A 22806-nucleotide genomic window follows, 5' to 3' on the forward strand; every position below is an offset into this window, starting at 1 on the left:
GAGAATTAACAAAACAAGGTTTTACAATGGAAATCCTGGCTAACTACGGCACTCTAATTATTGGAGTGGCAGCTATTTTTGGTCTTTTAATGGCGATTGGTATTGGTGCAAATGATGTTGCCAATGCCATGGGTACTTCAGTAGGCTCAAAGGCGCTAACTGTAAAGCAAGCAATCATCATTGCGATGATTTTTGAGTTCGCAGGTGCTTATCTTGCTGGTGGTGAAGTAACAGATACAATCCGTAAAGGTGTTATCGATACCTCACTCTATGCAGCCCAACCTGAAGTACTGGTATACGGCATGATGTCAGCGTTACTTGCTGCTGGTACATGGCTACTGCTCGCTTCTTATATGGGCTGGCCAGTATCAACAACTCACTCAATTATCGGTGCAATTATCGGTTTTGCGTGTGTGTCTGTTGGTACTAATGCAGTGGATTGGCATTCAATCCAAGGTATTGTTGGTAGCTGGTTAATTACCCCTCTTATTGCAGGTATTTTTGCTTACCTAATATTTATCAGCGCCCAAAAATTAATTTTTGACACTGATACTCCACTGAAAAATGCAAAGCGCTTTGTTCCTGTCTACATGTTTATTACTGCGATGGTCATTGCACTAGTAACAATTAAGAAAGGTCTAAAGCACGTTGGTTTGCATTTAACAACCAGTGAAGCTTGGGTTGCATCACTTGTTGTATCACTACTTGTGATGGTAGCAGGTTACTTATACATTCAGCGTAAATACACCGACGACGGCTCTTCTGTTGATAGTAATGGCTATGCCGGTGTTGAAAGTGTATTTAGCGTACTAATGGTAGTAACCGCTTGTGCAATGGCATTTGCTCACGGCTCTAATGACGTAGCTAATGCGATTGGTCCTTTGTCTGCTGTAGTTTCTACGGTTGAGCATGCTGGCCAAATTGCAAATAAAAGTGAAATTGCATGGTGGATCCTTCCACTAGGTGGTATCGGTATTGTTATCGGCCTCGCAACTCTAGGTCATAAAGTAATGGCTACCGTAGGCACAGGTATCACAGAACTAACCCCAAGCCGTGGTTTTGCTGCGCAGCTTGCAACAGCATCGACTGTTGTACTGGCATCAGGTACAGGTTTACCTATCTCAACGACACAAACACTTGTTGGTGCCGTTTTAGGTGTGGGTTTTGCTCGTGGTATTGCAGCATTGAATCTTGGTGTTGTTCGTAACATCGTTGCATCATGGGTAGTTACTCTGCCAGCGGGTGCACTACTTGCTGTCATTTTCTTCTACATTATGCAAGCCATATTTAGTTAAATAGTGGCACAGGTTCAAAAGAGGGAGGCTTAGCCTCCCTCTTTTCTTGCACCTTCCTGCCAAAATTCTTACTATCAACGACCTTAACAAAATCAAGACTCCCCAAGGATCAGATTGTGAAGCACCTCATTAGTCTTTGTTTACTTATTTGTGCGGCAATTGCGCCTATTGCAAATGCGGCACAAGTTCGTTATATCTCCGACAACCTATTTACCTATATGCATTCAGGCCCCGGCACACAATACCGTATAATTGGTAGCGTTGATGCAGGTACTAAAGTTACCCTACTAAGCTCTAATAAAGCGGCAGGCTTTACCCAAATAACCGATGACCGTGGTCGTAGTGGTTGGGTCGATTCAAAATTTGTTTCAACCGAAATTGGCCTAAAAGAGCGTGTTCCTGCGCTACAAACTGAATTAACAGAAGTTAAGGCTAAACTTGCTGAAGCACTTACTTCAAGCGATAGTCAAAACGCTGGGCTTAAAAACACACTAGCTCAACGTAATACACAGATTAATGATTTAGAAACACGCAATAATAAACTGCAAAGCGAGTTGTCTTCATCTCAAGATCAAATCCGTGAACTTCGCGCAAAAATTGATACTCAAAAAGACGACCTATTAATGAAGTGGTTCACTTATGGTGGTCTTGTTGCAGGTGCAGGCTTATTATTTGGTCTTGTGCTACCTCACCTTATCCCACGCCGTCGTAAACGTAATAACGGTTGGGCATAATGACCAAAGAGGCAGAGGTCTCGACATCTGGATCAAAAAAGGCAGCTAAGCTGCCTTTTTTATTATCTCTTGTTAGCGTGCATTTACCACTCTGATAATGCTGGCATACTGATTTCGTAACCATCAAATTTTAATACCACATCACGTGACTCGATACGGGCTAATTTGACGCCTGGCGCAATACTGTCCCCTTCATGAAATTCCTTACCATTGACCTTAACCCAACGTTTAGCAGGGGCTGACGAATAGATATGCTGCTCAAAGTTCATTTTAGGTAATTGGTTTTGAATCGATGCTGGTAGCAAGCCAATAGGGATCACTTTACTTTGTGATTGTTTAGGCGCTTTAACTGAAGGTTGAGCATCAACTTTATCCCCACTGCGATCCAGTTCATTGTCTTGATAACTTTCGCCATCTGTTGCCACAATCGCGGATTTAAGCTGAGCGGCTAACTTAGGTGATAATCCAGAAAGATCTAAATTATCTAGTTGATAGGGATCTTGATCTTCAGATTGTTTTGCAACAGGTTTAGATACCGCAGCATAACTGTCTGCAGAAGCATTAGCTAAATAAGATTGAGTCGGCGTTGCGACTTCATAATCTTGATAAGCAGGCGCGGCTGAATACAGGCTATCACCAACAGGAAGAGGCTCTGTCACCAATTGAGGATAATCCAGAAAAACAACGTCTTTGGTTGGTGATAATACAGTAGCCTGACGGCTCTCTGCTGGCGCTTGCAATACTCGCTGATCATATGTTGATGTCGAGGGTTGCGATTGAGGTACTTGCTTTAACGGTGCACTCAGCGCTGTTGTTTGAACCTGCTCATATTTGGCTTGCTGATAAAACTTATATCCAACAATTGAAGCGGCAGGAAGTAATGCAATAACAAGTGGCCATGCCCATGATGTTGGCATTTTCTGAGCTTTAACACTTCGCATTGGATGCACAACTTTAACGGTTCCTTGACCCGCTTCTCGTTCAGACTGATCCGTATTTTTATTATCTGATTGTTTTAAACTATCTAGCAATTGAGACATTAGCTGTGCTCCGGCTGTAACGTTGGTCCAGGTAGGTTCATCGCAGAATCCAGCACCATAAGTGTCATTGGCCCTGCTATCCCATCAGCCGCTAAATCTTGTGAACGTTGGAAACGACGCAATTTATCTAATATTGATTGATCAAAATAGCCTTTTCTTGGCGACTCTTCACCAAGAAAATCATTCAATTGTTGGTCAAGCCACGCAACGCGTGGACCATTCTGTCCAAAACGAATACTGGTTTTATCACCTAATGGTGGACGCCACAATAAACTAAATTGTCCATCCCAACGTGATTCAAACCATTTTGGTGTCACCGAAATTCGCTCTTTCCCTAAGAGTAATTCAATACGATCATCGGTGATCGCGTATAACACCGCGTAAAAAGGCTTCTGCGCGCCATCTTTTAAAGTTACGATCACGGGACGGTTAATTAAGCCTAATTTTGCTAATGTCGCTTTACCACTAAAACACGCCAAGCTGATCCGCGAACTGGTAGCACATGTTGCTTGATTTAATGCGGTATCAAAGCCCCATAAACGATATAACGTTTGCATCGAAGTTCGCTCTTTACGACTCGCATCAATCAGTTTCGCTAACCTTTCTTGGGTATTTTCTGGGTGATTTAAGGCTGTTGTTATTTTCTGATTATTTAACTCACTCGATGTCTCAATGGCAGACAAATTTACCGCAGCGTATGACGAATGGTTCGGTGCTATCGGTGATGCAACTGGCGCGACAGGTAATGGCCAATAATGCCATACCCCCATCACTAATGTTGAACATAATGACATAGCAACTCCCCATGGGAGCCATGATGCCGCCGTTTTAGCCCCTTTTAAGCGCGCTTTTGACTGAACAGGGACTTGCCAACTTAAAATATCTTCACACGCTTGAACCGCCATTGTTTTAGTCACTTGATGCGTGCCGGCTTGACAAGCCAATTGCATCGACTTATCACACACAAGATTAATTAAGCGCGGAATACCTTGAGTTGCTTTCGCAATATATTTGATGCTACTTGCGTCAAATACAGGGTATAAACAATCGACAGCAGTTAAACGGTAGTGAATATACTCACTCACTTCAGTTTCGGTTAAGGGCAACAGGTGATAACGAGAAGTTATACGTTGAGCAAGCTGACGTAAACGCTCTTGTTGCAATAATTGCTGTAATTCAGGCTGACCAATTAACACGACCTTAAGCAATTTTCTGCTGTCCGTTTCTAAATTGGTCAATAAGCGTAATTGTTCTAATACATCAGGCATAAGGTGCTGTGCTTCATCCACCAGCAGCAATGTTTGTCGACCTTCAGCATGATTCGCAATTAAGTGGCGATAAATGATATCTGTTAACTGTTTAAAGCTCGCGTCAGATTGATAATGTAAACCTAACTCATCACAAATCGCAGCTAATAAATCATGAGCAGATAACGCTGGATTTAAAATAACAGCAACTTGTGTTTGGTGTGACAACCGGGAAATCATCGCACGTAGTACGGTGGTTTTACCGGTACCCACCTCTCCCGTTAATAAACCAAAACCACCACCATCGGTTAATCCTGACAACATATGTGTCAATGCTTCTCGATGTCGTTCACTGAGATATAAAAAACGTGCGCTAGGGACGATAGAAAAAGGCGCTTCAGTGATCCCGAAAAAGTCTTGATACATAGAAATACTCTAGTGCTTAAAATAAGTGATAACCGTTTAACGAGGTTAAATGCTCTTTTGTTCTAAAATACCCGTCAACATTGCGGTATTTATTATCATGGGTATTGATTGGGTTATTGTATACTGCCAAGCAGTAGCGCATAGACCAAGTTCACACTGAATACAGTATTATGGTCAGTTTTTAACTAAAATCGGTAGAGATTCATCTCATTAGTTTCAGATATAAGGAGCTTTCATTGCAAACCTATCTTGTTGGTGGTGCAGTTCGTGACACCTTATTAAACCTTACGGTAACAGATAAAGACTGGGTGGTGGTTGGCACAACACCTGAAGCAATGCTAGCTGCAGGATTTGAACAAATAGGCAGTGACTTTCCTGTTTTTCTTCACCCAAAAACGAAACAGGAACATGCTCTAGCTCGAACTGAGCGAAAATCCGGGCATGGTTATACTGGCTTTACTTGTTATTCTGCACCTGATGTAACGCTTGAACAAGATTTACAGCGCCGTGATCTTACCATCAATGCGATGGCCCAATCACCAACGGGTGAGTTAATTGATCCTTACCATGGACAACAAGATCTTCACGATAAAATTTTACGTCACGTCTCCCCTGCATTTAGTGAAGATCCTTTGCGTGTCTTACGTGTCGCGCGTTTTGCCGCACGTTTTGCCCATTTAGGTTTTACTGTCGCGCCTGAAACTATCGCGTTAATGCAAGAGATGGTGATCAGTGGTGAATTAGAAAGCCTCACACCTGAGCGGGTATGGAAAGAGTGGGAAAAATCACTCTCTAGTGATGACCCACAAGTATTTCTTACGGTACTGCGCCAATGTGGTGCGTTATCAGTTGTCATGCCTGAAATTGATGCACTGTTTGGGGTACCACAACCTGAAAAGTGGCATCCTGAAATTGATTGCGGTATCCATACTTTATTAGTGGCTAAAAAAGCCGCTGAGTTAACGACCGATAAAACCATTCGTTTTGCCGCACAGGTACATGATTTGGGGAAAGCCTTATCCCCAAAGGAGGATCTACCTCATCACAAGACACACTGTCGAGATGGTATTAAACCTATCAAAGCACTGTGCCAACGTTTACGTATACCGAATGACTATCGCGATCTGGCATTATTGGTCTGTGAACAGCACACCAAAATCCATTATGCCGAAGAAATGCGTGCTGATACCTTTATTAAAATCTTTGATCAAATTGACGCATGGCGAAAACCCGACCGTGTTGCTCAACTAGCAACGTGCTGCCGTGCTGATGCTCGTGGACGCACCCACTTTGAGCAAACACCGTACCAACAAGCTGATATTTTCCAAACTGTATTTGCTATAGCACAACAAGTGGATGTAAAAGCAATTGTTGCAGCAGGGTTTAAAGGCGCAGAGATCAGAGAGCAATTAGCGGCAAAACGTATAGAGGCAGTTGCTCTACATTTAACAGCGACACGCCAAAGTAGCTAAGTATTAGCTTTAAAATAAAAGACACAAAAAAGCCGACTTAATGTCGGCTTTTTTGATCGTAAATAGCGCGTTAAAATTACTTGGACATCAAGAATAAGAACAAACCAATACCCAAAATTAAGCGGTAGATAACAAACGGTGTCATTCCCAAACGCGTTACTAATTTCAAGAACACATGAATACACGCATAAGCACTGATAAACGAAACAGCAATACCAATGCTTAGATTACCGAAATCAATTGGATCTGTGCCCGTCACCAATTTTAAACCAAGGTAACTACCAGCAAGCAGAATAATCGGGATCGACATTAAAAATGAAAAACGCGCTGCAGCCTCACGCGTAAAGCCAAGATACAGTGCAGCTGTCATCGTCGCGCCAGAGCGAGAAGTTCCAGGGATAATAGCCGCCGCCTGCGCTAGACCAATAAACAACGCACTCTTCCAATTCGCTTGATACTCGTTATCGGTTTGCTTGGCGCGTTTATCAACCCACCATAGCAACAAACCAAAGATAATCGTGGTGCACGCAATCACCCATGCTGAACGCAAGTACATTTCGATAAAGTCTTTCATCACCAAACCGAAGATACAGGCGGGGATTGTCGCTATCACAATCATCCATGCTAATTTCGATTCAGCGCTATGTTCACGTTTAAAAATGGAGTTAATCCAAGCGGTTAATAACGAAACCACCTCTTTTCGAAAATACAGAATAACCGCCATCAACGTACCAACATGTACAGCGACATCAAACGCTAAGCCTTGATCAGGCCAACCTAAGATCTCAGACGGTAAGATTAAATGGGCGGAGCTAGAGACGGGTAAAAACTCTGTCAGTCCTTGAATAAGGGCTAACATAAATGCTTCTAAATGACTCATTAATTGTCCTTAATTAAACACAGCATAAAAAGTAAGTAGTGACTAACTTTTTACTAAATGACTCATTCAACAGGCCATAATATTTGCTGTTGAGAAAAATTTTGCCAAAGTTGCGCCAATGTTTGAGTCTCTTGTGGTATCACTAAGTCTGGATTTAACTCACTGAGAGGCCACAAAACAAAAGCAAAACGGTAAATATCAGAACGTGGTAACGACGGTAAAGCATCACTTACAGCATCGCCATACAACAACAAATCAAGGTCGATAGTACGACTTTGATTTTTAACCGCATGTGCCGGACGCCCTAATTGGCATTCAATTTCTTTAAGTTGAGATTGTAATGCAGATAACGATAACGATGTCTGTATTTCAATCACTGCATTAAAAAAATTATCACCATCAAACCCCACAGGCTCAGCTTCAAAAATGCGAGACATTCGCCAGTTACTTGCCAGTGTCTTTACCGCATCTAAGCCAGCTTTTAAATGATATTCACGTTCAATATTACTACCAATACTGATATACGCGGTGATCACTTACTACCTCGCTCTATTTGCACTCCAACGCCACGCGCATTCACCACAGCACCAGGTTTAGTCACTCGCACTTTGATCCAAGGCACATTAAAATCTGTCATGATTAAATTTGCCACATCTTCAGCTACACGCTCAACTAACAGAAATCGTCCCTGTTCAATCAAATTCGTAACAGCGGTACTTACCGTAGAATAATCCAATGCATAAGTAACATCATCACTGTTAGCAGCAGGTCGATTATCATGCGCCATTTCCAAATCAAGCACTAATTTTTGCTTAATTTCCTGCTCCCAGTCATATACCCCAATAGTGGCAATAACTTCTAATTTTTCGATAAATACCGTATCCATGCTCAATCGCTAATTTTGTTAGAGGTCGGATACCCAATGTCAGCAAAAGCGCGTATTATCAGGTAATATTCGTTAACATGAGTGTTGTTAGTAATGATGCAACATTATCACTGTTAACTTGGCTGGAACTATACCACAGCCATGAACGAGTCAAAATTACTGTTCCGTAATATTGACGCAGATAAGATCCAGTTAACATTTCAATTCCTGTTGAACTGGCACTTACCTTAGCTATTCGGAAAAATGCATGACACCACTAGCGCTACTGATGATCATTGCCGCCTACTTACTTGGGTCTATTTCTAGCGCCGTATTAATTTCGCGGTTGTATCGACTTCCCGATCCTCGAAAAAGTGGTTCCGGTAATCCAGGTGCTACTAATGTGCTTCGTTTAGGTGGAAAGAGTGCAGCAGCACTAGTCTTGGTATCTGATATTTTGAAAGGTATGTTGCCAGTATGGCTAAGCTACTTTTTAGGTATTAATCCATTTTTACTCGGTATCATTGGAATTGCTGCCTGTTTAGGCCACATTTATCCACTATTTTTTCATTTCCAGGGCGGAAAAGGAGTTGCAACAGCCCTTGGAGCATTAGCGCCTATTGGATGGGATTTAAGCGGCATGCTGATTACAACATGGGTACTCACACTGGTTGTAACCGGCTACTCTTCACTCGCATCACTTATCACAGCCCTTGCTGCACCAATGCTCACTTGGTTGGTAAAACCTGAATACACCATGCCTGTTTCCATGCTGTCTTGCTTAATTATTTTGCGGCACCACGAAAATATTCGTCGCCTACTTGATGGACAAGAAACCAAGATTTGGGATAAGTTTTCCAAGAAAAACAAAGACGCTTAAACAAAAAAAGCGAAGCTCTTTGCTTCGCTTTTCTATTGCTATACCCATTTTTTATTAGTCAGCAATCGGTTTAAGTTGATCAATCGGCCAGCGTGGAAAGGCTTTAACACCTAAATCCATCGTTTCTTTGTTTTTCAGACGTTGCATGCCTGCATAAGCGATCATTGCACCATTATCTGTACAAAATTCTGTACGAGGATAGAACACTTCCCCTTTTAGGTTCTTCATCATGCTTTCAAGCTCTTGACGTAAGTACTTATTTGCACTGACGCCGCCAGCAATCACTAAGCGCTTTAAACCTGTTTGTTTTAGTGCACGTTTACATTTAATGGCTAAGGTATCGACTACCGCCTCTTGGAATGCAAACGCGATATCAGCTCGGGTTTGTTCATCATCGTCGTTAGCACGAATGGTATTCGCCGCAAATGTTTTTAAACCAGAAAAGCTAAAATCAAGACCGGGACGATCTGTCATTGGACGAGGGAATTTAAAACGCCCTTTAGTACCTTTTTCTGCCATTTTAGACAGTAATGGGCCACCTGGGTAATCAAGCCCCATCATCTTCGCTGTTTTATCAAAAGCCTCACCAGCCGCGTCATCAATCGACTCGCCTAGGATTTGGTATTCACCAATGCCTTTAACTTCAACCATCATGGTATGACCACCAGACACCAGCAAGGCAACGAATGGGAATTCAGGTGCATTATCTTCTAACATTGGCGCGAGAAGATGCCCTTCCATATGGTGCACCGCAACAGCAGGTAAATCCCACGCATACGCTAGGCTGCGTCCAATGGTTGCACCCACTAATAATGCACCAACAAGACCCGGGCCTGCGGTATAAGCAACACCATCAAGATCGTCATGAGTCAGTCCGGCAGAAGCAAGCGCAGCCTTAATCAATGGAATCGTTTTCTTAACGTGATCACGCGATGCCAACTCAGGCACAACACCACCGTAATCCGCATGTAGCTTTACTTGACTGTAAAGTTCATGTGCCAAGAGACCTTTTTCATCATCGAAAATCGCAATACCTGTTTCATCACAGGAAGTCTCGATGCCCAGTATACGCATAACAACCTCTATACTATTAGGGGGTTTAAATGAAAAATCGGTATAGTTTCAATAACAACCGATAACTCAAATAGGGTTAGGGAGTACTAATTAAGGGGCATGTTACCGTTGTTGACATAAATTAACCAGTTCATAGACGTAGAATGCTTTACAAATGCCCCCAGATCAGATTAGAATTTCGCACCATTTTTAATCAGCTGACACTTTGAACGTCAGCTTTAAATAGAATCACTCTGAGGTGAGTATTACATGCCAGTAATCAAAGTACGTGAAAACGAACCGTTTGACGTAGCACTACGTCGTTTTAAGCGCTCTTGCGAAAAAGCAGGTATCCTTTCTGAAGTTCGTCGTCGTGAGCACTTCGAAAAGCCAACAACTGTACGTAAGCGCGCTAAAGCAGCGGCAGTTAAGCGTCACCTGAAGAAATTGGCTCGCGAAAACGCGCGTCGCGTTCGTCTGTACTAATCTTTAGATTTTAATACAGAAGGATCGCGTAATGACTCTAATTGAACGTCTTAAAGACGAACAAAAAGCGGCGATGAAGGCGAAGGATAAACCTCGTCTTGGCGCTATCCGTTTAGTTCTTGCAGCAATTAAACAACGTGAAGTTGACGAAAAGATCACTCTTAACGACGACGACGTGTTGGTTGTATTAACAAAAATGGTTAAGCAACGTCGTGACTCTGTAGCTCAATATGAAGCTGCAGGCCGTCAAGACTTAGCTGATGTCGAGCATGCTGAAATCAGTGTTCTAGCCGAGTTTATGCCTCAACCACTAACTGAAGAGGAAATCTCTGCGTTAATGGATGAAGCTATTGCTGCGACTGGCGCTGCCACTATGCAAGACATGGGCAAAGTGATGGGCGTACTGAAACCGCAAATTCAGGGTCGTGCCGATATGGGGATTGTTAGCAAGTTAGTGAAAACTAAACTAGGTTAATCACTCTCCTATTCAGCGACAAGCCGTGCTATCCTTTTGGGATGCACGGCTTGTTCGTATCTGATTGAGCGAGAACTCCACACACTCCAAAAACAATCTTCTTTCATTTCACTATCAGGTTATTTGCTTTCTTATGGCAGGAAAAATACCACGTTCATTCATTGATGATCTTATTTCTCGACATGACATTGTCGATGTCATTGATGCGCGGGTAAAACTCAAAAAACAAGGCAAAAACTTTGGTGCTTGTTGTCCTTTCCATAATGAAAAAACACCCTCTTTTTCTGTCAGCCAAGAAAAGCAGTTTTACCACTGTTTCGGTTGTGGTGTGCACGGTAATGTCCTTGATTTTGTCATGGAATTTGATCGCCTTGATTTTGTTGATGCGATTGAAGAATTAGCTTCACAGCTAGGTTTGGAAGTGCCACGTGAAAACGATGGCAATAACACCCAACGTGGTCCAAAAGCCGCTGACAAACGTAATTATTATGAATTGATGGGCCAAGTTTCACAGTTTTACCAATCTCAACTTCGTACCAAAGAAGGTGAAATTGCTATCGATTACCTCAAAGGTCGTGGCTTATCCGGTGAAATCGTAAAGAAATTCTCGATTGGGTTTATTCCTGATCAATGGGACATGGTACGTAGTCGTTTTGGCAGAGATAATGAATCGCAAAAAGCACTTGTCAACACAGGTATGCTGATCGAAAACGATAATGGTCGTCGTTATGATCGCTTCCGTGGCCGAGTGATGTTTCCGATCCATGATCGACGTGGACGAGTCATTGGTTTTGGCGGTCGTGTGTTAGGCGATGGCACCCCAAAATACCTCAATTCACCAGAAACCGATATTTTCCATAAAGGTCGTGAGTTATACGGCTTATATGAAGTGTTACAAACTCACCGTGAACCAAATAAAATCATGGTGGTTGAAGGCTATATGGATGTCGTCGCGTTAGCGCAATTTGGTGTTGATTACGCCGTAGCGTCACTCGGTACATCAACCACAGGCGATCATATTCAAAGTCTGTTTCGTCAAACTAGCACGGTTGTGTGTTGTTATGATGGCGACAGAGCAGGACGAGACGCTGCATGGCGAGCAATGGAGCAAGCGCTGCCGTATTTAACAGATGGTCGCCAACTTAAATTTATGTTCTTGCCTGACGGCGAAGATCCTGATTCATGTATTCGTGCTGAAGGCAAAGACGCCTTTGAACAACGTGTTGATGAAGCGATGCCATTATCAGAGTTTCTCTTCAACAGTTTAATGCGACAAGTCGATACCACCAGCCGCGAAGGGAAAGCGAAACTTAGCACCCTCGCCGTTCCCCTGATCGATAAGGTCCCTGGTGGCACGCTCAGGCTATACTTACGTGAACTGCTTGGCAAAAATTTAGGGCTGCCTGACGAAGCCCAGCTTCAGCAACTAATATCAATGCATGGCAAAACATCAAAACCTGTGGGCCAAGTACAAATCAAGCGAACACCAATGCGAGAAGTGATCGCATTATTGATTCAGCACCCTCATTTTGTCACTCACCTTGAGTTTGACATGGGTGCATTTGAAAATATTGAATTATCAGGCTTAAATTTATTGCTATCGATAGTTGATAAATGCCGAAGTAATCCCAATATTAGCACTGGACAGCTTTTAGAACACTGGCGCGGTACCAAGAATGAAGCCACAATGGCTCGTCTTGCTGCGTGGGTATTACCGTTGTCGAAAGATGAAGACAACAGCTTAGATGTATTTTTAGACGCAATGGACAAAATTATTGATCAGTGCGTCAAACAACAAATTGAACAGTTGCAGACTAAATCGAGAACTGTCGGCTTATCAGTCGAAGAAAAGCAGGAATTACAGTTACTATTACTGAATCGTCCTGTTTAATAAGTAGTCAACAATTAAGAAATTTGTTATAATTAACGGTTTGCAACTCTGCATACTAAATTATCACTCAGACCCGAAGTTGGATACCGTCTATGGAGCAAAATCCGCAGTCACAGCTAAAGTTACTTGTTGCGAAAGGCAAGGAACAAGGCTATCTGACCTACGCCGAAGTAAATGACCACCTACCAGAAGATATTGTTGATTCTGATCAGGTAGAAGACATTATTCAAATGATTAATGACATGGGTATTAAGGTAGTTGAAACTGCCCCTGATGCCGATGAACTCATGATGACTGAAGATAATGCCGACGAAGACGCCATTGAAGCAGCGGCGCAAGCATTATCAAGCGTAGAAAGCGAGATCGGCCGCACGACAGACCCTGTACGTATGTACATGCGTGAGATGGGTACGGTTGAACTACTTACTCGTGAAGGCGAAATTGATATCGCAAAACGCATTGAAGATGGTATTAACCAAGTTCAATGCTCTGTCGCTGAATACCCGTCTGCAATTGCTCACTTACTTGAGCAATTCGATAAAGTTGAAGCTGATGAGCTTCGCCTAACTGATATTATTTCAGGCTTTGTTGATCCTAACGAAGAAGCAACAGCTGCACCAACTGCAACGCACATTGGTTCAGAGCTAAGCGAAAGTGATCTTGAAGACGAAGATAAAGATCTTGAAGATGACGAAGACGCTGAAGATAGCGATGAAGAAGAAGATGACGGCAGCATCGATCCAGAGCTTGCTCGTGAAAAATTCTTAGAGCTACGCCAAGCCTACGATAAAATGGCGTTAGCAATTGAAACAAACGGTCGTCAAAATGCGACGACTGAAGTTGCAGTTGAAGAGTTATCTGAAGTATTCAAGCAGTTCCGTCTGATCCCTAAGCAGTTTGACCGTTTGGTTAGCTCACTACGTGATTCTATGGATAAAGTACGCACCAACGAGCGTCTTATCATGCGTATGTGTGTTGATAACAGCAAAATGCCGAAGAAAACTTTCGTTTCCTTATTTGCAGGTAACGAGTCAAGCCAAGATTGGATTGATGAAGCGCTAAATTCTGGCAAACCTTATGCTGAGCGCTTAAAAGCATACGAAGAAGATCTTCGTCGTTCTTCTCTTAAACTACGCATGCTAGAAGAAGAAACGGGTCTTTCTATCGAGCGTATTAAAGACATCAGCCGTCGTATGTCTATCGGTGAAGCAAAAGCGCGCCGTGCGAAAAAAGAGATGGTTGAAGCAAACTTACGTCTGGTTATTTCTATCGCGAAGAAGTACACCAACCGTGGTCTGCAGTTCTTGGATCTAATCCAAGAAGGTAACATTGGTTTGATGAAAGCCGTTGATAAATTTGAATACCGTCGTGGTTACAAATTCTCAACTTATGCGACATGGTGGATCCGTCAGGCAATCACACGTTCAATCGCAGATCAGGCACGTACCATTCGTATCCCTGTTCACATGATTGAAACCATCAACAAACTGAACCGTATCTCTCGTCAGATGCTTCAGGAGATGGGGCGTGAGCCATTACCAGAAGAATTGGCTGAACGCATGCAAATGCCGGAAGACAAGATCCGTAAGGTATTGAAGATTGCTAAAGAGCCAATCTCAATGGAAACCCCAATTGGTGATGATGAAGATTCACATTTAGGTGACTTCATTGAAGATACCACGCTTCAATTACCAATGGATGCAGCAACAGCAACCAATCTACGTGCAGCGACAAACGATGTACTTGCAGGCTTAACACCACGTGAAGCTAAAGTACTACGTATGCGTTTCGGTATTGATATGAATACTGACCACACGTTAGAAGAAGTGGGTAAACAGTTTGATGTAACGCGTGAGCGTATTCGTCAGATTGAAGCAAAAGCGTTACGTAAGTTACGCCACCCAAGCCGTTCTGATGTGCTACGCAGTTTCCTCGACGAGTAAACTTTAGCATTAAAAAAAGCGAGCCTAGCGCTCGCTTTTTTGTATCTAAAACAATGCATACAATCAAATAATAAAGTCACTTATTTGATTTATTCTGCAAATATTTCGAATAGAAGACTAACTGTTGAAAAAGCAAACAAAATCCTAGCCTTAATCGCTAGACAAGGGCAAATCCATCCCCTATAATTTGCCCATATTGGCCCCTTAGCTCAGTGGTTAGAGCAGGCGACTCATAATCGCTTGGTCCCCAGTTCAAGTCTGGGAGGGGCCACCAAACATAGAAAGGCAGAAAAGGTTAATCCTTCTCTGCCTTTTGTTTTATCTACAGTCTTTCAGATTCAGATCACAAAAGCCATTATTGTGATTTCATCAATTACTTTGATAATTATTCACCACAACAGAATATGTTACAGCCTAAAGACAATATTAAATAACCCTTCAAGTCTTGATAAATAACAATACTTTATTTTTATTTTTCAGCATAATCATCATCGTTACGTCACATAACAATGAGACGATTTTGACTCTTAACTCTAAGTGCAAATCATAAGAGTTCTGCTATAATGTTGCGCTCGTTAAACTCATATCCAATAAACTGTTTGATATTATTAATTAACGCAAGTATCAAGATCTAACCAACGATAAGTAACAATAAAAATTTGTACTGTCACTTTATCAAAGCGCCAACGTTTTTATAAAGTAATGTTTATCGAGTTTTTTATTACAACCATCGTAGTAACTATTCTCTCATTTAGGATGTAGTGACACAGCAATCAGATGAGAACATTGGTTCTATGATGATAATTTCCCCTTGGGTAAAAGTTCGTCTGGAGAGACCCTCAATGAAAAAGACCAAGATCGTATGTACGATTGGACCTAAAACTGAATCTGTAGAAATGCTTACTAAACTAGCTAACGCTGGTATGAACGTAATGCGTCTTAACTTCTCACACGGTGACTTCGAAGAGCACGGCCAACGTATTCGTAACCTACGCGAAGTAATGGCTAATACAGGCAAAGAGCTAGCAATCCTGTTAGATACTAAAGGCCCTGAAATCCGTACAATCAAACTAGAAGGCGGTCAAGACTTCTCTCTAGTAGCTGGTCAAGATTTTACATTTACAACTGACACTTCAGTTGTAGGTAACCAAAACTGCGTTGCAGTAACTTACCCAGGTTTTGCTAAAGACCTAACAAAAGGTAACACTATCCTAGTAGACGACGGTCTAATCGAAATGGAAGTGTTAGAAACAACTGATACTGAAGTTAAGTGTAAAGTACTTAACAACGGTGACTTAGGCGAAAACAAAGGTGTTAACCTACCTGGCGTTTCTGTAAAACTGCCTGCGCTTGCTGAAAAAGACAAAGCTGACCTTAAGTTCGGTTGTGAGCAAGGTGTTGATTTCGTTGCTGCATCTTTCATCCGTAAAGCTGAAGACGTACAAGAAATCCGTGCGCTTCTAACCGCTAACGGTGGCGAAAACATCCAAATCATTTCTAAGATCGAAAACCAAGAAGGTGTTGATAACTTCGACGCTATCCTTGATGCATCTGACGGTATCATGGTTGCTCGTGGTGACCTAGGTGTTGAGATCCCAGTAGAAGAAGTAATCTTCGCTCAGAAGATGATGATCGAGAAGTGTAACCGCGCACGTAAAGTTGTTATCACTGCAACTCAAATGCTTGATTCTATGATTAAGAACCCACGTCCAACTCGCGCAGAAGCGGGCGATGTTGCTAACGCAATCATGGATGGTACAGATGCAGTAATGCTTTCTGGTGAGTCAGCTAAGGGTAAATACCCAATTGAAGCTGTCACTATCATGGCGCAAATCTGTGCACGTACTGATTACGTTGTTAAGCCAGAGCTAGGTTCTCGTCTAGATAGCCCTCGTCTACGTATCACTGAAGCGGTATGTAAAGGTGCAGTAGATACAGCTGAGAAACTAAACGCTCCGCTAATTATCGTTGCTACTGAAGCTGGTAAGTCAGCTCGCTCTGTACGTAAGTACTTCCCAACAGCACGCATTCTTGCTGTAACAACAAATACTAAGACAGCAGCTCAGCTATGTCTTTCTAAAGGTGTTACACCTGTTGTTGTTGATTCAATTGAAAGCACTGATGCATTCTACCTACGCGGTAAAGAGCTAGCGCTTGAAACGGGTCTTGGTGCTAAAGGCGACATCGTTGTTATGGTTTCTGGTGCTCTAGTCGCTTCAGGTACTACAAACACAGCATCTGTACACGTACTTTAATTCGCACCTACAGATGTACAAAAAGGAGCTCTTGTGGCTCCTTTTTTATTTTATTCTCTTAACACCTTAAACATCCTCCCCCTTAAGGTGCCCCTTTTAATCTTAACAATAAATACGTGATAGCCCTTACTTTAGGGAATGCGACATCATTATGTTAGCCATCACTTATATGATACCCCTTCTATAAATGATCAAATAGCACCTAAAATGTTTAAGCAATAAACAAACCAATGTATACTTTAGTCTCAAATTGCTAATAAATTCATATATAACAAGACGATAAATTCTCAATAATAATAATAACGAGAATTTAAGAAGCTGAAGAGGATTGACGTGTCTAGCCCGACTTTAACGAATCAGGTTATGGAGATCATCCGACAAGATATCTTGCTCGGTAAACTGACTCCAGGCCAAAAGCTCGTTGTTGCTGATCTTAAAGAGCGATACAACGTAGGCGCATCTCCAATTAGAGAAGCCTTAGTACAATTATCATGGAAAAAGTACGTTAAATTTGCACCACAAAAAGGATGTTGGGTCGCCCCCGTTTCAATTGAAGAACTACAAGATCTTTTTAGTGCTAATAATGTTATCTCTCGAGAGCTACTAACACGTGCGATCACACAAGGTGATGAAGCTTGGGAACTCAATATCTTAACGACCTATCACAAACTCAGTCGCTTAGATCCAGCACTTGATGACACTGATTTATCAGAATGGGAGCAACGACATAGTGATTTTCATACTGCTATTTTAACCAGTACCAACTCTCCTGTAATGCTTGATATCTATAATGATATCTATGATCAAATAAAACGTTATCGTCATATTTGGGTGAGTAAAACACGACAAGCTGAAGATCGTTACAACGATCAAGGGGAACACGAAGCCTTAATGAAAGCAGTCCTTGATCGTGATATAGAGCTCGCACAGAAAATCATGCAGACCCACTTTGAAAGAGCGGTTGATGATATAAAAAACCACCTCTAACCTTTTCAATACTAAATAAAAAGCTCGTTAATACAATTAACGAGCTTTTTTGATTACCAGCCAAAGATCTCTTTATGGTGGGTGTTTAACAGTAATACAACTAACAAAAAGTAAATTGCACTCACTTTACAGCCTAAAATAACGAGAATAGCTGTGGTTAATCGGACCAAAAATTGCCGCAGCATCGCTTACCTCATATGGTATAAGCGCTTCCCTGCCTTCTGCTCCTTACTAAAGGTTAGTCGATATCTATGTATTAAAAAAACAAAAGCCGATTGCTTATTACGACAATCGGCTTTGTTAATAAGTGCGCTATACAATTACGCCTTTAATGCACGATCTCCTCGAGCCATGCCTACTACGCCACTTCGAGCGACTTCAATAATTTCTGTCGCTTCACCTACTGCCGCTAGAAATGCATCAAGTTTTTCACCTGTACCGATTAATTGAATCGTATAAATTTGGCTTGTCACATCAATAATCTGTCCACGGAAAATATCTGCAGTACGTTTAACTTCTGCTCGCGCAAAACCACTTGCTTTGACTTTGGTAAGCATTAATTCACGCTCAACATGCTCTGATTCAGTAATGTTACTGACTTTTAAAATATCAATCAGCTTATGAAGGTGTTTTTCAATTTGCTCATAAGCCGATTCATTTTTCACATTGGTCGTGATGTTCAAACGAGACAACGTTGGATCGTCAGTCGGCGCAACAGTAAGTGACTCGATATTGTAACCACGTTGAGAAAATAGCCCCACCACACGAGATAATGCACCCGGTTGGTTTTCAAGTAATACTGAAATAATTCTACGCATTATGTTCTCTCCGTCTTGCTTAACCACATCTCATTCATTGCACCACCACGGATAAGCATTGGGTAAACATGCTCTGTTTCATCAACACTGATATCAATAAAGACTAATTTATCTTTTAGTGCTAACGCTTTCTCTAGTTCACTTTCTAATTTATTAGGATCTGAAATTCGCACACCGACATGGCCATAAGCTTCAGCGATAGCCGCAAAATCAGGCACAGAGTCCATGTATGAATGAGAGTGGCGACCTTGATAGATCATATCTTGCCACTGTTTTACCATGCCTAGGAATCGGTTATTTAAGTTAATAATCTTAACTGGGATATCATATTGCAGCGCCGTAGATAGCTCTTGAATATTCATCTGAATACTGCCATCACCAGTTACACACACCACTTCTTCATCAGGCAAAGCAAACTTCACTCCCATCGCAGCAGGCAAACCAAAACCCATCGTGCCTAAACCACCAGAGTTAATCCAACGACGTGGCTTATCAAACGGGTAATAAAGCGCGGCAAACATTTGATGCTGACCAACATCAGAAGAGACATAAGCTTCGCCATTCGTTAAGCGGTGAAGCACTTCAATGACTTGCTGTGGTTTAATACGATCGCCATCAGTGTCATAACTTAAACATTCACGTTCACGCCACGATTCAATTGATTGCCACCATTGCACGATCTCTTGTTGATCATTTTTAACTTCATGCTCTTTCAATAATTTAAGCATGCTATTTAATACGGTATCCGCCGATCCCACGATAGGAATATCTGCTGATACGGTTTTAGATATTGATGAAGGATCAATATCTATGTGCATGATCGTTGCGTCAGGGCAGTACTTTTCTAAGTTGTTGGTCGTACGATCATCAAAACGCACCCCAATACCAAATATAAGATCTGCGTTATGCATTGCCATATTCGCTTCATAAGTGCCATGCATACCCAACATACCTAAACACTGTTTATGTGTACCAGGGAATGCCCCTAACCCCATCAGGGTATTTACAACAGGAATGTTTAATGACTCAGCAAGCTCAATCAATTGCTCGCTACACGATGACATGATGGCACCGCCACCGACATACAATACTGGCTTTTTCGCAGATAATAGCGCTTTAACACCACGTTTAATTTGTCCTTTATGACCTTGGGTCGTCGGATTATATGAACGTAAGGAAATAGATTCTGGATATTGATATGGATATGCTTCAGCAGGGTTTAACATATCTTTAGGGATATCAACCACAACAGGACCTGGACGGCCTGTAGATGCTATATAGAAGGCTTTTTTGATGATTTCAGGGATGTCTTCAGGTTTGGTTACAAGAAAGCTATGTTTAACGACTGGGCGTGAGATCCCAACCATGTCACATTCTTGGAATGCATCGTTACCAATTAAGCTACTCATTACCTGCCCTGATAACACAACCATAGGAATTGAATCCATATAAGCCGTTGCAATACCAGTAATAGCATTCGTTGCGCCAGGACCAGAGGTCACCAGTACAACACCTACATCACCCGTGGCACGCGCATAGCCGTCTGCCATATGAACTGCAGCTTGTTCATGACGAACAAGAACATGTTCAATATCGCTTTTCTCATGAAGGGCATCGTAGATATCAAGAACAGAGCCACCAGGGTAGCCGAATATATGCTTAACGCCTTGATCGATCATAGAACGTACGATCATATCAGCGCCGGACAACATCTCCATATTTTGTCTCCAGGTCGATGAAACATAGTTAGGGCTTATTTTTAGCCTAATAAACGCCATGAATAATTCATGCTATGTATACTGCGCAATGCCATAACAACACACAGTTACCTGCAACAACTTTAACGCTTTTGCAGCATTTGAATCTAGAGGAAAAGTCGACTTTGATTTTAAAATCTTAAAAATTGCTGTTTTATGACTTTTTACAGGTCAATAAAAACATCTAGGAACATTAATAACCACTGCATAGTTTTATTGCCAAATATGTTACTGGATAAAATAAAAAAGGAGCCATAACGGCTCCTTAATTTATTAAAAATAAAACATTACTTGTCTTTATGAGAGGCCTTTTTATGGCTTTCCTCATACATATGTTCAATTTCTTTGTGATAACGATCTTGAATCACTTTTCGACGAAGTTTTTGAGTCGGCGTTAACTCGCCTTTGTCCATCGAAAATGATTTAGGTAACAATGTAAATTTTTTCACTTGTTCAAAACGTGCTAAATCTTTTTGTAGCTCCACCACACGCTTTTCAATCAACTCGACAATTTGGCTATGTTTGATCAGCTCTAAACGGTCTTTGTATTTGATATTTAATTCGCGTGCATGTTCTTCAAGCGTTTCAAAACACGGAACAATCAAGGCTGATACAAACTTACGAGTATCAGCAATCACGGCTATCTGCTCAATAAAGTGATCTTTACCTATCGCACCTTCAATCACTTGCGGTGCAATATATTTACCACCAGACGTCTTCATTAACTCTTTAATACGATCTGTGATAAACAAGTTACCTTGATCATCAAGATAACCCGCATCACCGGTTTTCAAGAAGCCATCTTCAGTGAAATTTTTCGCGGTTTCTTCTGGCATATTGTAATAGCCACGCATAATCATTGGACCACGAACTAAAATTTCATTCTGCTCGCCAATTTTAACTTCAGCACCAGGCATTGGCATACCAATAGAATCAGGGTTATAACAGCTGTCATCCCAACAAGAAACCGTCGCTGTGGTTTCTGTCATGCCGTAACCTAACTTAACGTTAATTCCAATCGCATGAAAAAAGCGTCCAATGCCCGCATCTAATTTCGCACCACCACATGGCATAAATTTAATATTACCACCGAGTACTGCCTGTAGTTTAGATAGCACCACTTTCTCGGCTAACGCATAAGACTTCTTCAATAACCAAGATGGCTCACGACATTCTTGACGGGCAGCAGACATCTTAGCGCCCATGTTCACCGCCCAGGTAAATATCATTTTGCGGTGTAAGGGTGCGCGAGAGACTTTATCGTGAATACCTGAATAGATTTTTTCAAATACACGAGGAACCGCTGACATATAGTGCGGTTTCACCGTGATTAATGCTTCTTTTAATTTATTCGTATCTGATAGGTAGCAATTTACAACACCACGATGTAGTGCGTAAAACGTCCATGCGCGTTCAAAGACATGCGATAACGGTAAGAAGCATAATGACGTATCACCTTCATCTAATGCTAAACGTTGATCATGTGCTTCAATCTGAGAAGCAATATTTGCATAGTCTAACATGACCCCTTTCGGCGTACCGGTTGTACCCGAGGTATAAATCAGTGTGATCAGATCATCCATTTGTTTTTCAGCTAAACGAGTATCAAGTTCTAGCTGATACTCACCACTTGCTTGCTTAACAAACTCATTATAATGACACGCCAATGGATGTTCTGGGATCGTAACATCGTCAGACAATGCAACAATGCGTTCAAGCTGAGGACATTGCGCTGCAATTTCAACAGCCGCATCCATTTGAGCTTGCTCGCCAACAAAAAGTACTTTTACACTTGCGTCTTGAAGAATATAAGCCGCTTGCTGCGCTGTACTTGTTGGATAAATAGGAACGGTAATACAACGATTGTATAACGCGGCAAAATCAGCAACAGTCCAACGAGGCATATTGTTTGCGAATATGCCAACTTTATCTTGTACTTGTAAGCCTTGGCACAATAATGCTAAAGCCAGTTGCTGAATTTGCTCACCAAAACAATTCCAACTAATATCTTGCCACTCACCATCGACTTGATGACGTAATGCAGGCTTATCACCTAAGCGAGAAACTTGACTGCGAATGCGGTGAACAATATGAAAATCGTGTTGTGCCATAAGTACTCTATTTTTTTAGCTTACACTTGTAAGCTTATTCGAGATATGCAGTCTACAATTCAGCCTATAAAAAGCCAACCATAATGCACATAAAATTATATTTCCCAACGCTTACCCGCTACTCTACGCCTTGTGAATAAAGGCTATCAAACGACTTTTTAATCAAAAAGCAAAAGTGTAAGAATCTATAA

The 22806-nt window shown here is 41.8% G+C and carries 19 protein-coding genes and 1 tRNA gene; 11 read left to right on the top strand and 9 right to left on the bottom strand.

Going from position 1 to position 22806, the window contains the following annotated elements:
* The first annotated feature begins 26 nt into the window (after window positions 1-26).
* Window positions 27-1295 (top strand): inorganic phosphate transporter, encoded by a 1269-nt coding sequence (locus C9J40_RS16560; protein WP_107207656.1) that lies wholly within the window; start codon window positions 27-29, stop codon window positions 1293-1295.
* A 116-nt stretch (window positions 1296-1411) separates the two neighbouring features.
* Window positions 1412-2029 (top strand): TIGR04211 family SH3 domain-containing protein, encoded by a 618-nt coding sequence (locus C9J40_RS16565; protein ID WP_107207655.1) that lies wholly within the window; start codon window positions 1412-1414, stop codon window positions 2027-2029.
* A gap of 83 nt (window positions 2030-2112) precedes the next feature.
* Here C9J40_RS16565 and C9J40_RS16570 read toward each other — a convergent pair whose 3' ends face one another.
* Together C9J40_RS16570 and C9J40_RS16575 are read right to left on the bottom strand one after the other, a co-directional pair.
* Complete coding sequence (locus C9J40_RS16570) at window positions 2113-3069, bottom strand: general secretion pathway protein GspB (protein WP_107207654.1); 957 nt, start codon at window positions 3067-3069, stop codon at window positions 2113-2115.
* Window positions 3069-4742, bottom strand: a complete 1674-nt coding sequence (locus tag C9J40_RS16575; RefSeq protein ID WP_199188107.1) for an AAA family ATPase — start codon at window positions 4740-4742, stop codon at window positions 3069-3071. The genes C9J40_RS16570 and C9J40_RS16575 overlap by 1 nt, the downstream gene beginning before the upstream one ends.
* Window positions 4743-4978: 236 nt before the next feature.
* Here C9J40_RS16575 and C9J40_RS16580 point away from each other — a divergent pair, with 236 nt between their 5' ends.
* On the top strand, window positions 4979-6214 hold the full coding sequence (locus C9J40_RS16580; protein WP_107207653.1) for a multifunctional CCA addition/repair protein: 1236 nt from the start codon (window positions 4979-4981) through the stop codon (window positions 6212-6214).
* 76 nt (window positions 6215-6290) lie between these two features.
* On the opposite strand, the gene C9J40_RS16585 is transcribed toward C9J40_RS16580, so the two are convergent.
* The 3 genes from C9J40_RS16585 to folB all read right to left on the bottom strand — a co-directional run bounded on the left by C9J40_RS16585 (window position 6291) and on the right by folB (window position 7980).
* Window positions 6291-7094 (bottom strand): undecaprenyl-diphosphate phosphatase, encoded by an 804-nt coding sequence (locus tag C9J40_RS16585; protein ID WP_107247480.1) that lies wholly within the window; start codon window positions 7092-7094, stop codon window positions 6291-6293.
* A 62-nt stretch (window positions 7095-7156) separates the two neighbouring features.
* Window positions 7157-7630, bottom strand: a complete 474-nt coding sequence (folK, locus tag C9J40_RS16590) for a 2-amino-4-hydroxy-6-hydroxymethyldihydropteridine diphosphokinase (RefSeq protein WP_107247481.1) — start codon at window positions 7628-7630, stop codon at window positions 7157-7159.
* Complete coding sequence (gene folB, locus C9J40_RS16595) at window positions 7627-7980, bottom strand: dihydroneopterin aldolase (RefSeq protein ID WP_045130746.1); 354 nt, start codon at window positions 7978-7980, stop codon at window positions 7627-7629. Before folB ends, folK begins: the two co-directional genes overlap by 4 nt.
* A gap of 247 nt (window positions 7981-8227) precedes the next feature.
* On the opposite strand from folB, the gene plsY reads away from it, so the two are divergent.
* Window positions 8228-8839, top strand: coding sequence for a glycerol-3-phosphate 1-O-acyltransferase PlsY (plsY, locus tag C9J40_RS16600; protein WP_005369836.1), 612 nt, complete (start codon window positions 8228-8230; stop codon window positions 8837-8839).
* Window positions 8840-8893: 54 nt separating this feature from the next.
* On the opposite strand, the gene tsaD is transcribed toward plsY, so the two are convergent.
* Window positions 8894-9913: a tRNA (adenosine(37)-N6)-threonylcarbamoyltransferase complex transferase subunit TsaD gene (tsaD, locus tag C9J40_RS16605; RefSeq protein ID WP_107207651.1), complete on the bottom strand. Its 1020-nt coding sequence runs from the start codon at window positions 9911-9913 to the stop codon at window positions 8894-8896.
* Window positions 9914-10162: 249 nt separating this feature from the next.
* Between tsaD and rpsU the strand changes: the two genes are divergently transcribed.
* The 7 genes from rpsU to C9J40_RS16640 all read left to right on the top strand — a co-directional run bounded on the left by rpsU (window position 10163) and on the right by C9J40_RS16640 (window position 17929).
* On the top strand, window positions 10163-10378 hold the full coding sequence (gene rpsU / locus C9J40_RS16610; RefSeq protein WP_005301411.1) for a 30S ribosomal protein S21: 216 nt from the start codon (window positions 10163-10165) through the stop codon (window positions 10376-10378).
* A 31-nt stretch (window positions 10379-10409) separates the two neighbouring features.
* Window positions 10410-10853 (top strand): GatB/YqeY domain-containing protein, encoded by a 444-nt coding sequence (locus C9J40_RS16615; RefSeq protein ID WP_005369839.1) that lies wholly within the window; start codon window positions 10410-10412, stop codon window positions 10851-10853.
* Between the two features lie 133 nt (window positions 10854-10986).
* Window positions 10987-12744 carry a DNA primase gene (gene dnaG / locus C9J40_RS16620; protein ID WP_107207650.1) on the top strand — a complete coding sequence of 586 codons (1758 nt, stop codon included), beginning with the start codon at window positions 10987-10989 and terminating at the stop codon, window positions 12742-12744.
* Window positions 12745-12836: 92 nt separating this feature from the next.
* Window positions 12837-14687: an RNA polymerase sigma factor RpoD gene (gene rpoD / locus C9J40_RS16625; protein ID WP_005369841.1), complete on the top strand. Its 1851-nt coding sequence runs from the start codon at window positions 12837-12839 to the stop codon at window positions 14685-14687.
* Between the two features lie 198 nt (window positions 14688-14885).
* Window positions 14886-14961, top strand: a tRNA-Ile gene (locus C9J40_RS16630).
* Between the two features lie 568 nt (window positions 14962-15529).
* Window positions 15530-16942, top strand: coding sequence for a pyruvate kinase PykF (gene pykF, locus C9J40_RS16635; protein WP_005369842.1), 1413 nt, complete (start codon window positions 15530-15532; stop codon window positions 16940-16942).
* 363 nt (window positions 16943-17305) lie between these two features.
* The gene (locus C9J40_RS16640) at window positions 17306-17929 is read left to right on the top strand and encodes an FCD domain-containing protein (RefSeq protein ID WP_107247482.1); all 624 of its coding nucleotides are present in this window, start codon (window positions 17306-17308) and stop codon (window positions 17927-17929) included.
* A 320-nt stretch (window positions 17930-18249) separates the two neighbouring features.
* Here the strand turns inward: C9J40_RS16640 and ilvN are convergent, their stop codons facing one another.
* The 3 genes from ilvN to C9J40_RS16655 all read right to left on the bottom strand — a co-directional run bounded on the left by ilvN (window position 18250) and on the right by C9J40_RS16655 (window position 22615).
* Entirely contained in the window at window positions 18250-18747 is a 498-nt protein-coding gene (gene ilvN / locus C9J40_RS16645; RefSeq protein ID WP_107247483.1) for an acetolactate synthase small subunit, read from the bottom strand.
* Window positions 18747-20465 (bottom strand): acetolactate synthase 3 large subunit, encoded by a 1719-nt coding sequence (locus C9J40_RS16650; protein WP_107207648.1) that lies wholly within the window; start codon window positions 20463-20465, stop codon window positions 18747-18749. The genes ilvN and C9J40_RS16650 overlap by 1 nt, the downstream gene beginning before the upstream one ends.
* A gap of 326 nt (window positions 20466-20791) precedes the next feature.
* Complete coding sequence (locus C9J40_RS16655; RefSeq protein ID WP_107207647.1) at window positions 20792-22615, bottom strand: long-chain fatty acid--CoA ligase; 1824 nt, start codon at window positions 22613-22615, stop codon at window positions 20792-20794.
* Window positions 22616-22806 lie beyond the last annotated feature (191 nt).

The organism is Photobacterium sp. GB-72, assembly GCF_003026095.1.
Lineage (GTDB): Bacteria > Pseudomonadota > Gammaproteobacteria > Enterobacterales > Vibrionaceae > Photobacterium.

What these genes read in the sequence shown, in the direction of transcription:
- folB (WP_045130746.1), bottom strand. Translation starts at nt 7,980, where the DNA reads ATGGATACGGTATTTATCGAAAAATTAGAAGTTATTGCCACTATTGGG.
- C9J40_RS16640 (WP_107247482.1), top strand. Translation starts at nt 17,306, where the DNA reads ATGGAGATCATCCGACAAGATATCTTGCTCGGTAAACTGACTCCAGGC.
- plsY (WP_005369836.1), top strand. Translation starts at nt 8,228, where the DNA reads ATGACACCACTAGCGCTACTGATGATCATTGCCGCCTACTTACTTGGG.
- C9J40_RS16585 (WP_107247480.1), bottom strand. Translation starts at nt 7,094, where the DNA reads ATGAGTCATTTAGAAGCATTTATGTTAGCCCTTATTCAAGGACTGACA.
- pykF (WP_005369842.1), top strand. Translation starts at nt 15,530, where the DNA reads ATGAAAAAGACCAAGATCGTATGTACGATTGGACCTAAAACTGAATCT.
- tsaD (WP_107207651.1), bottom strand. Translation starts at nt 9,913, where the DNA reads ATGCGTATACTGGGCATCGAGACTTCCTGTGATGAAACAGGTATTGCG.
- rpsU (WP_005301411.1), top strand. Translation starts at nt 10,163, where the DNA reads ATGCCAGTAATCAAAGTACGTGAAAACGAACCGTTTGACGTAGCACTA.
- C9J40_RS16570 (WP_107207654.1), bottom strand. Translation starts at nt 3,069, where the DNA reads ATGTCTCAATTGCTAGATAGTTTAAAACAATCAGATAATAAAAATACG.
- C9J40_RS16650 (WP_107207648.1), bottom strand. Translation starts at nt 20,465, where the DNA reads ATGGAGATGTTGTCCGGCGCTGATATGATCGTACGTTCTATGATCGAT.
- C9J40_RS16560 (WP_107207656.1), top strand. Translation starts at nt 27, where the DNA reads ATGGAAATCCTGGCTAACTACGGCACTCTAATTATTGGAGTGGCAGCT.
- ilvN (WP_107247483.1), bottom strand. Translation starts at nt 18,747, where the DNA reads ATGCGTAGAATTATTTCAGTATTACTTGAAAACCAACCGGGTGCATTA.
- rpoD (WP_005369841.1), top strand. Translation starts at nt 12,837, where the DNA reads ATGGAGCAAAATCCGCAGTCACAGCTAAAGTTACTTGTTGCGAAAGGC.
- C9J40_RS16575 (WP_199188107.1), bottom strand. Translation starts at nt 4,742, where the DNA reads ATGTATCAAGACTTTTTCGGGATCACTGAAGCGCCTTTTTCTATCGTC.
- C9J40_RS16655 (WP_107207647.1), bottom strand. Translation starts at nt 22,615, where the DNA reads ATGGCACAACACGATTTTCATATTGTTCACCGCATTCGCAGTCAAGTT.
- C9J40_RS16615 (WP_005369839.1), top strand. Translation starts at nt 10,410, where the DNA reads ATGACTCTAATTGAACGTCTTAAAGACGAACAAAAAGCGGCGATGAAG.
- dnaG (WP_107207650.1), top strand. Translation starts at nt 10,987, where the DNA reads ATGGCAGGAAAAATACCACGTTCATTCATTGATGATCTTATTTCTCGA.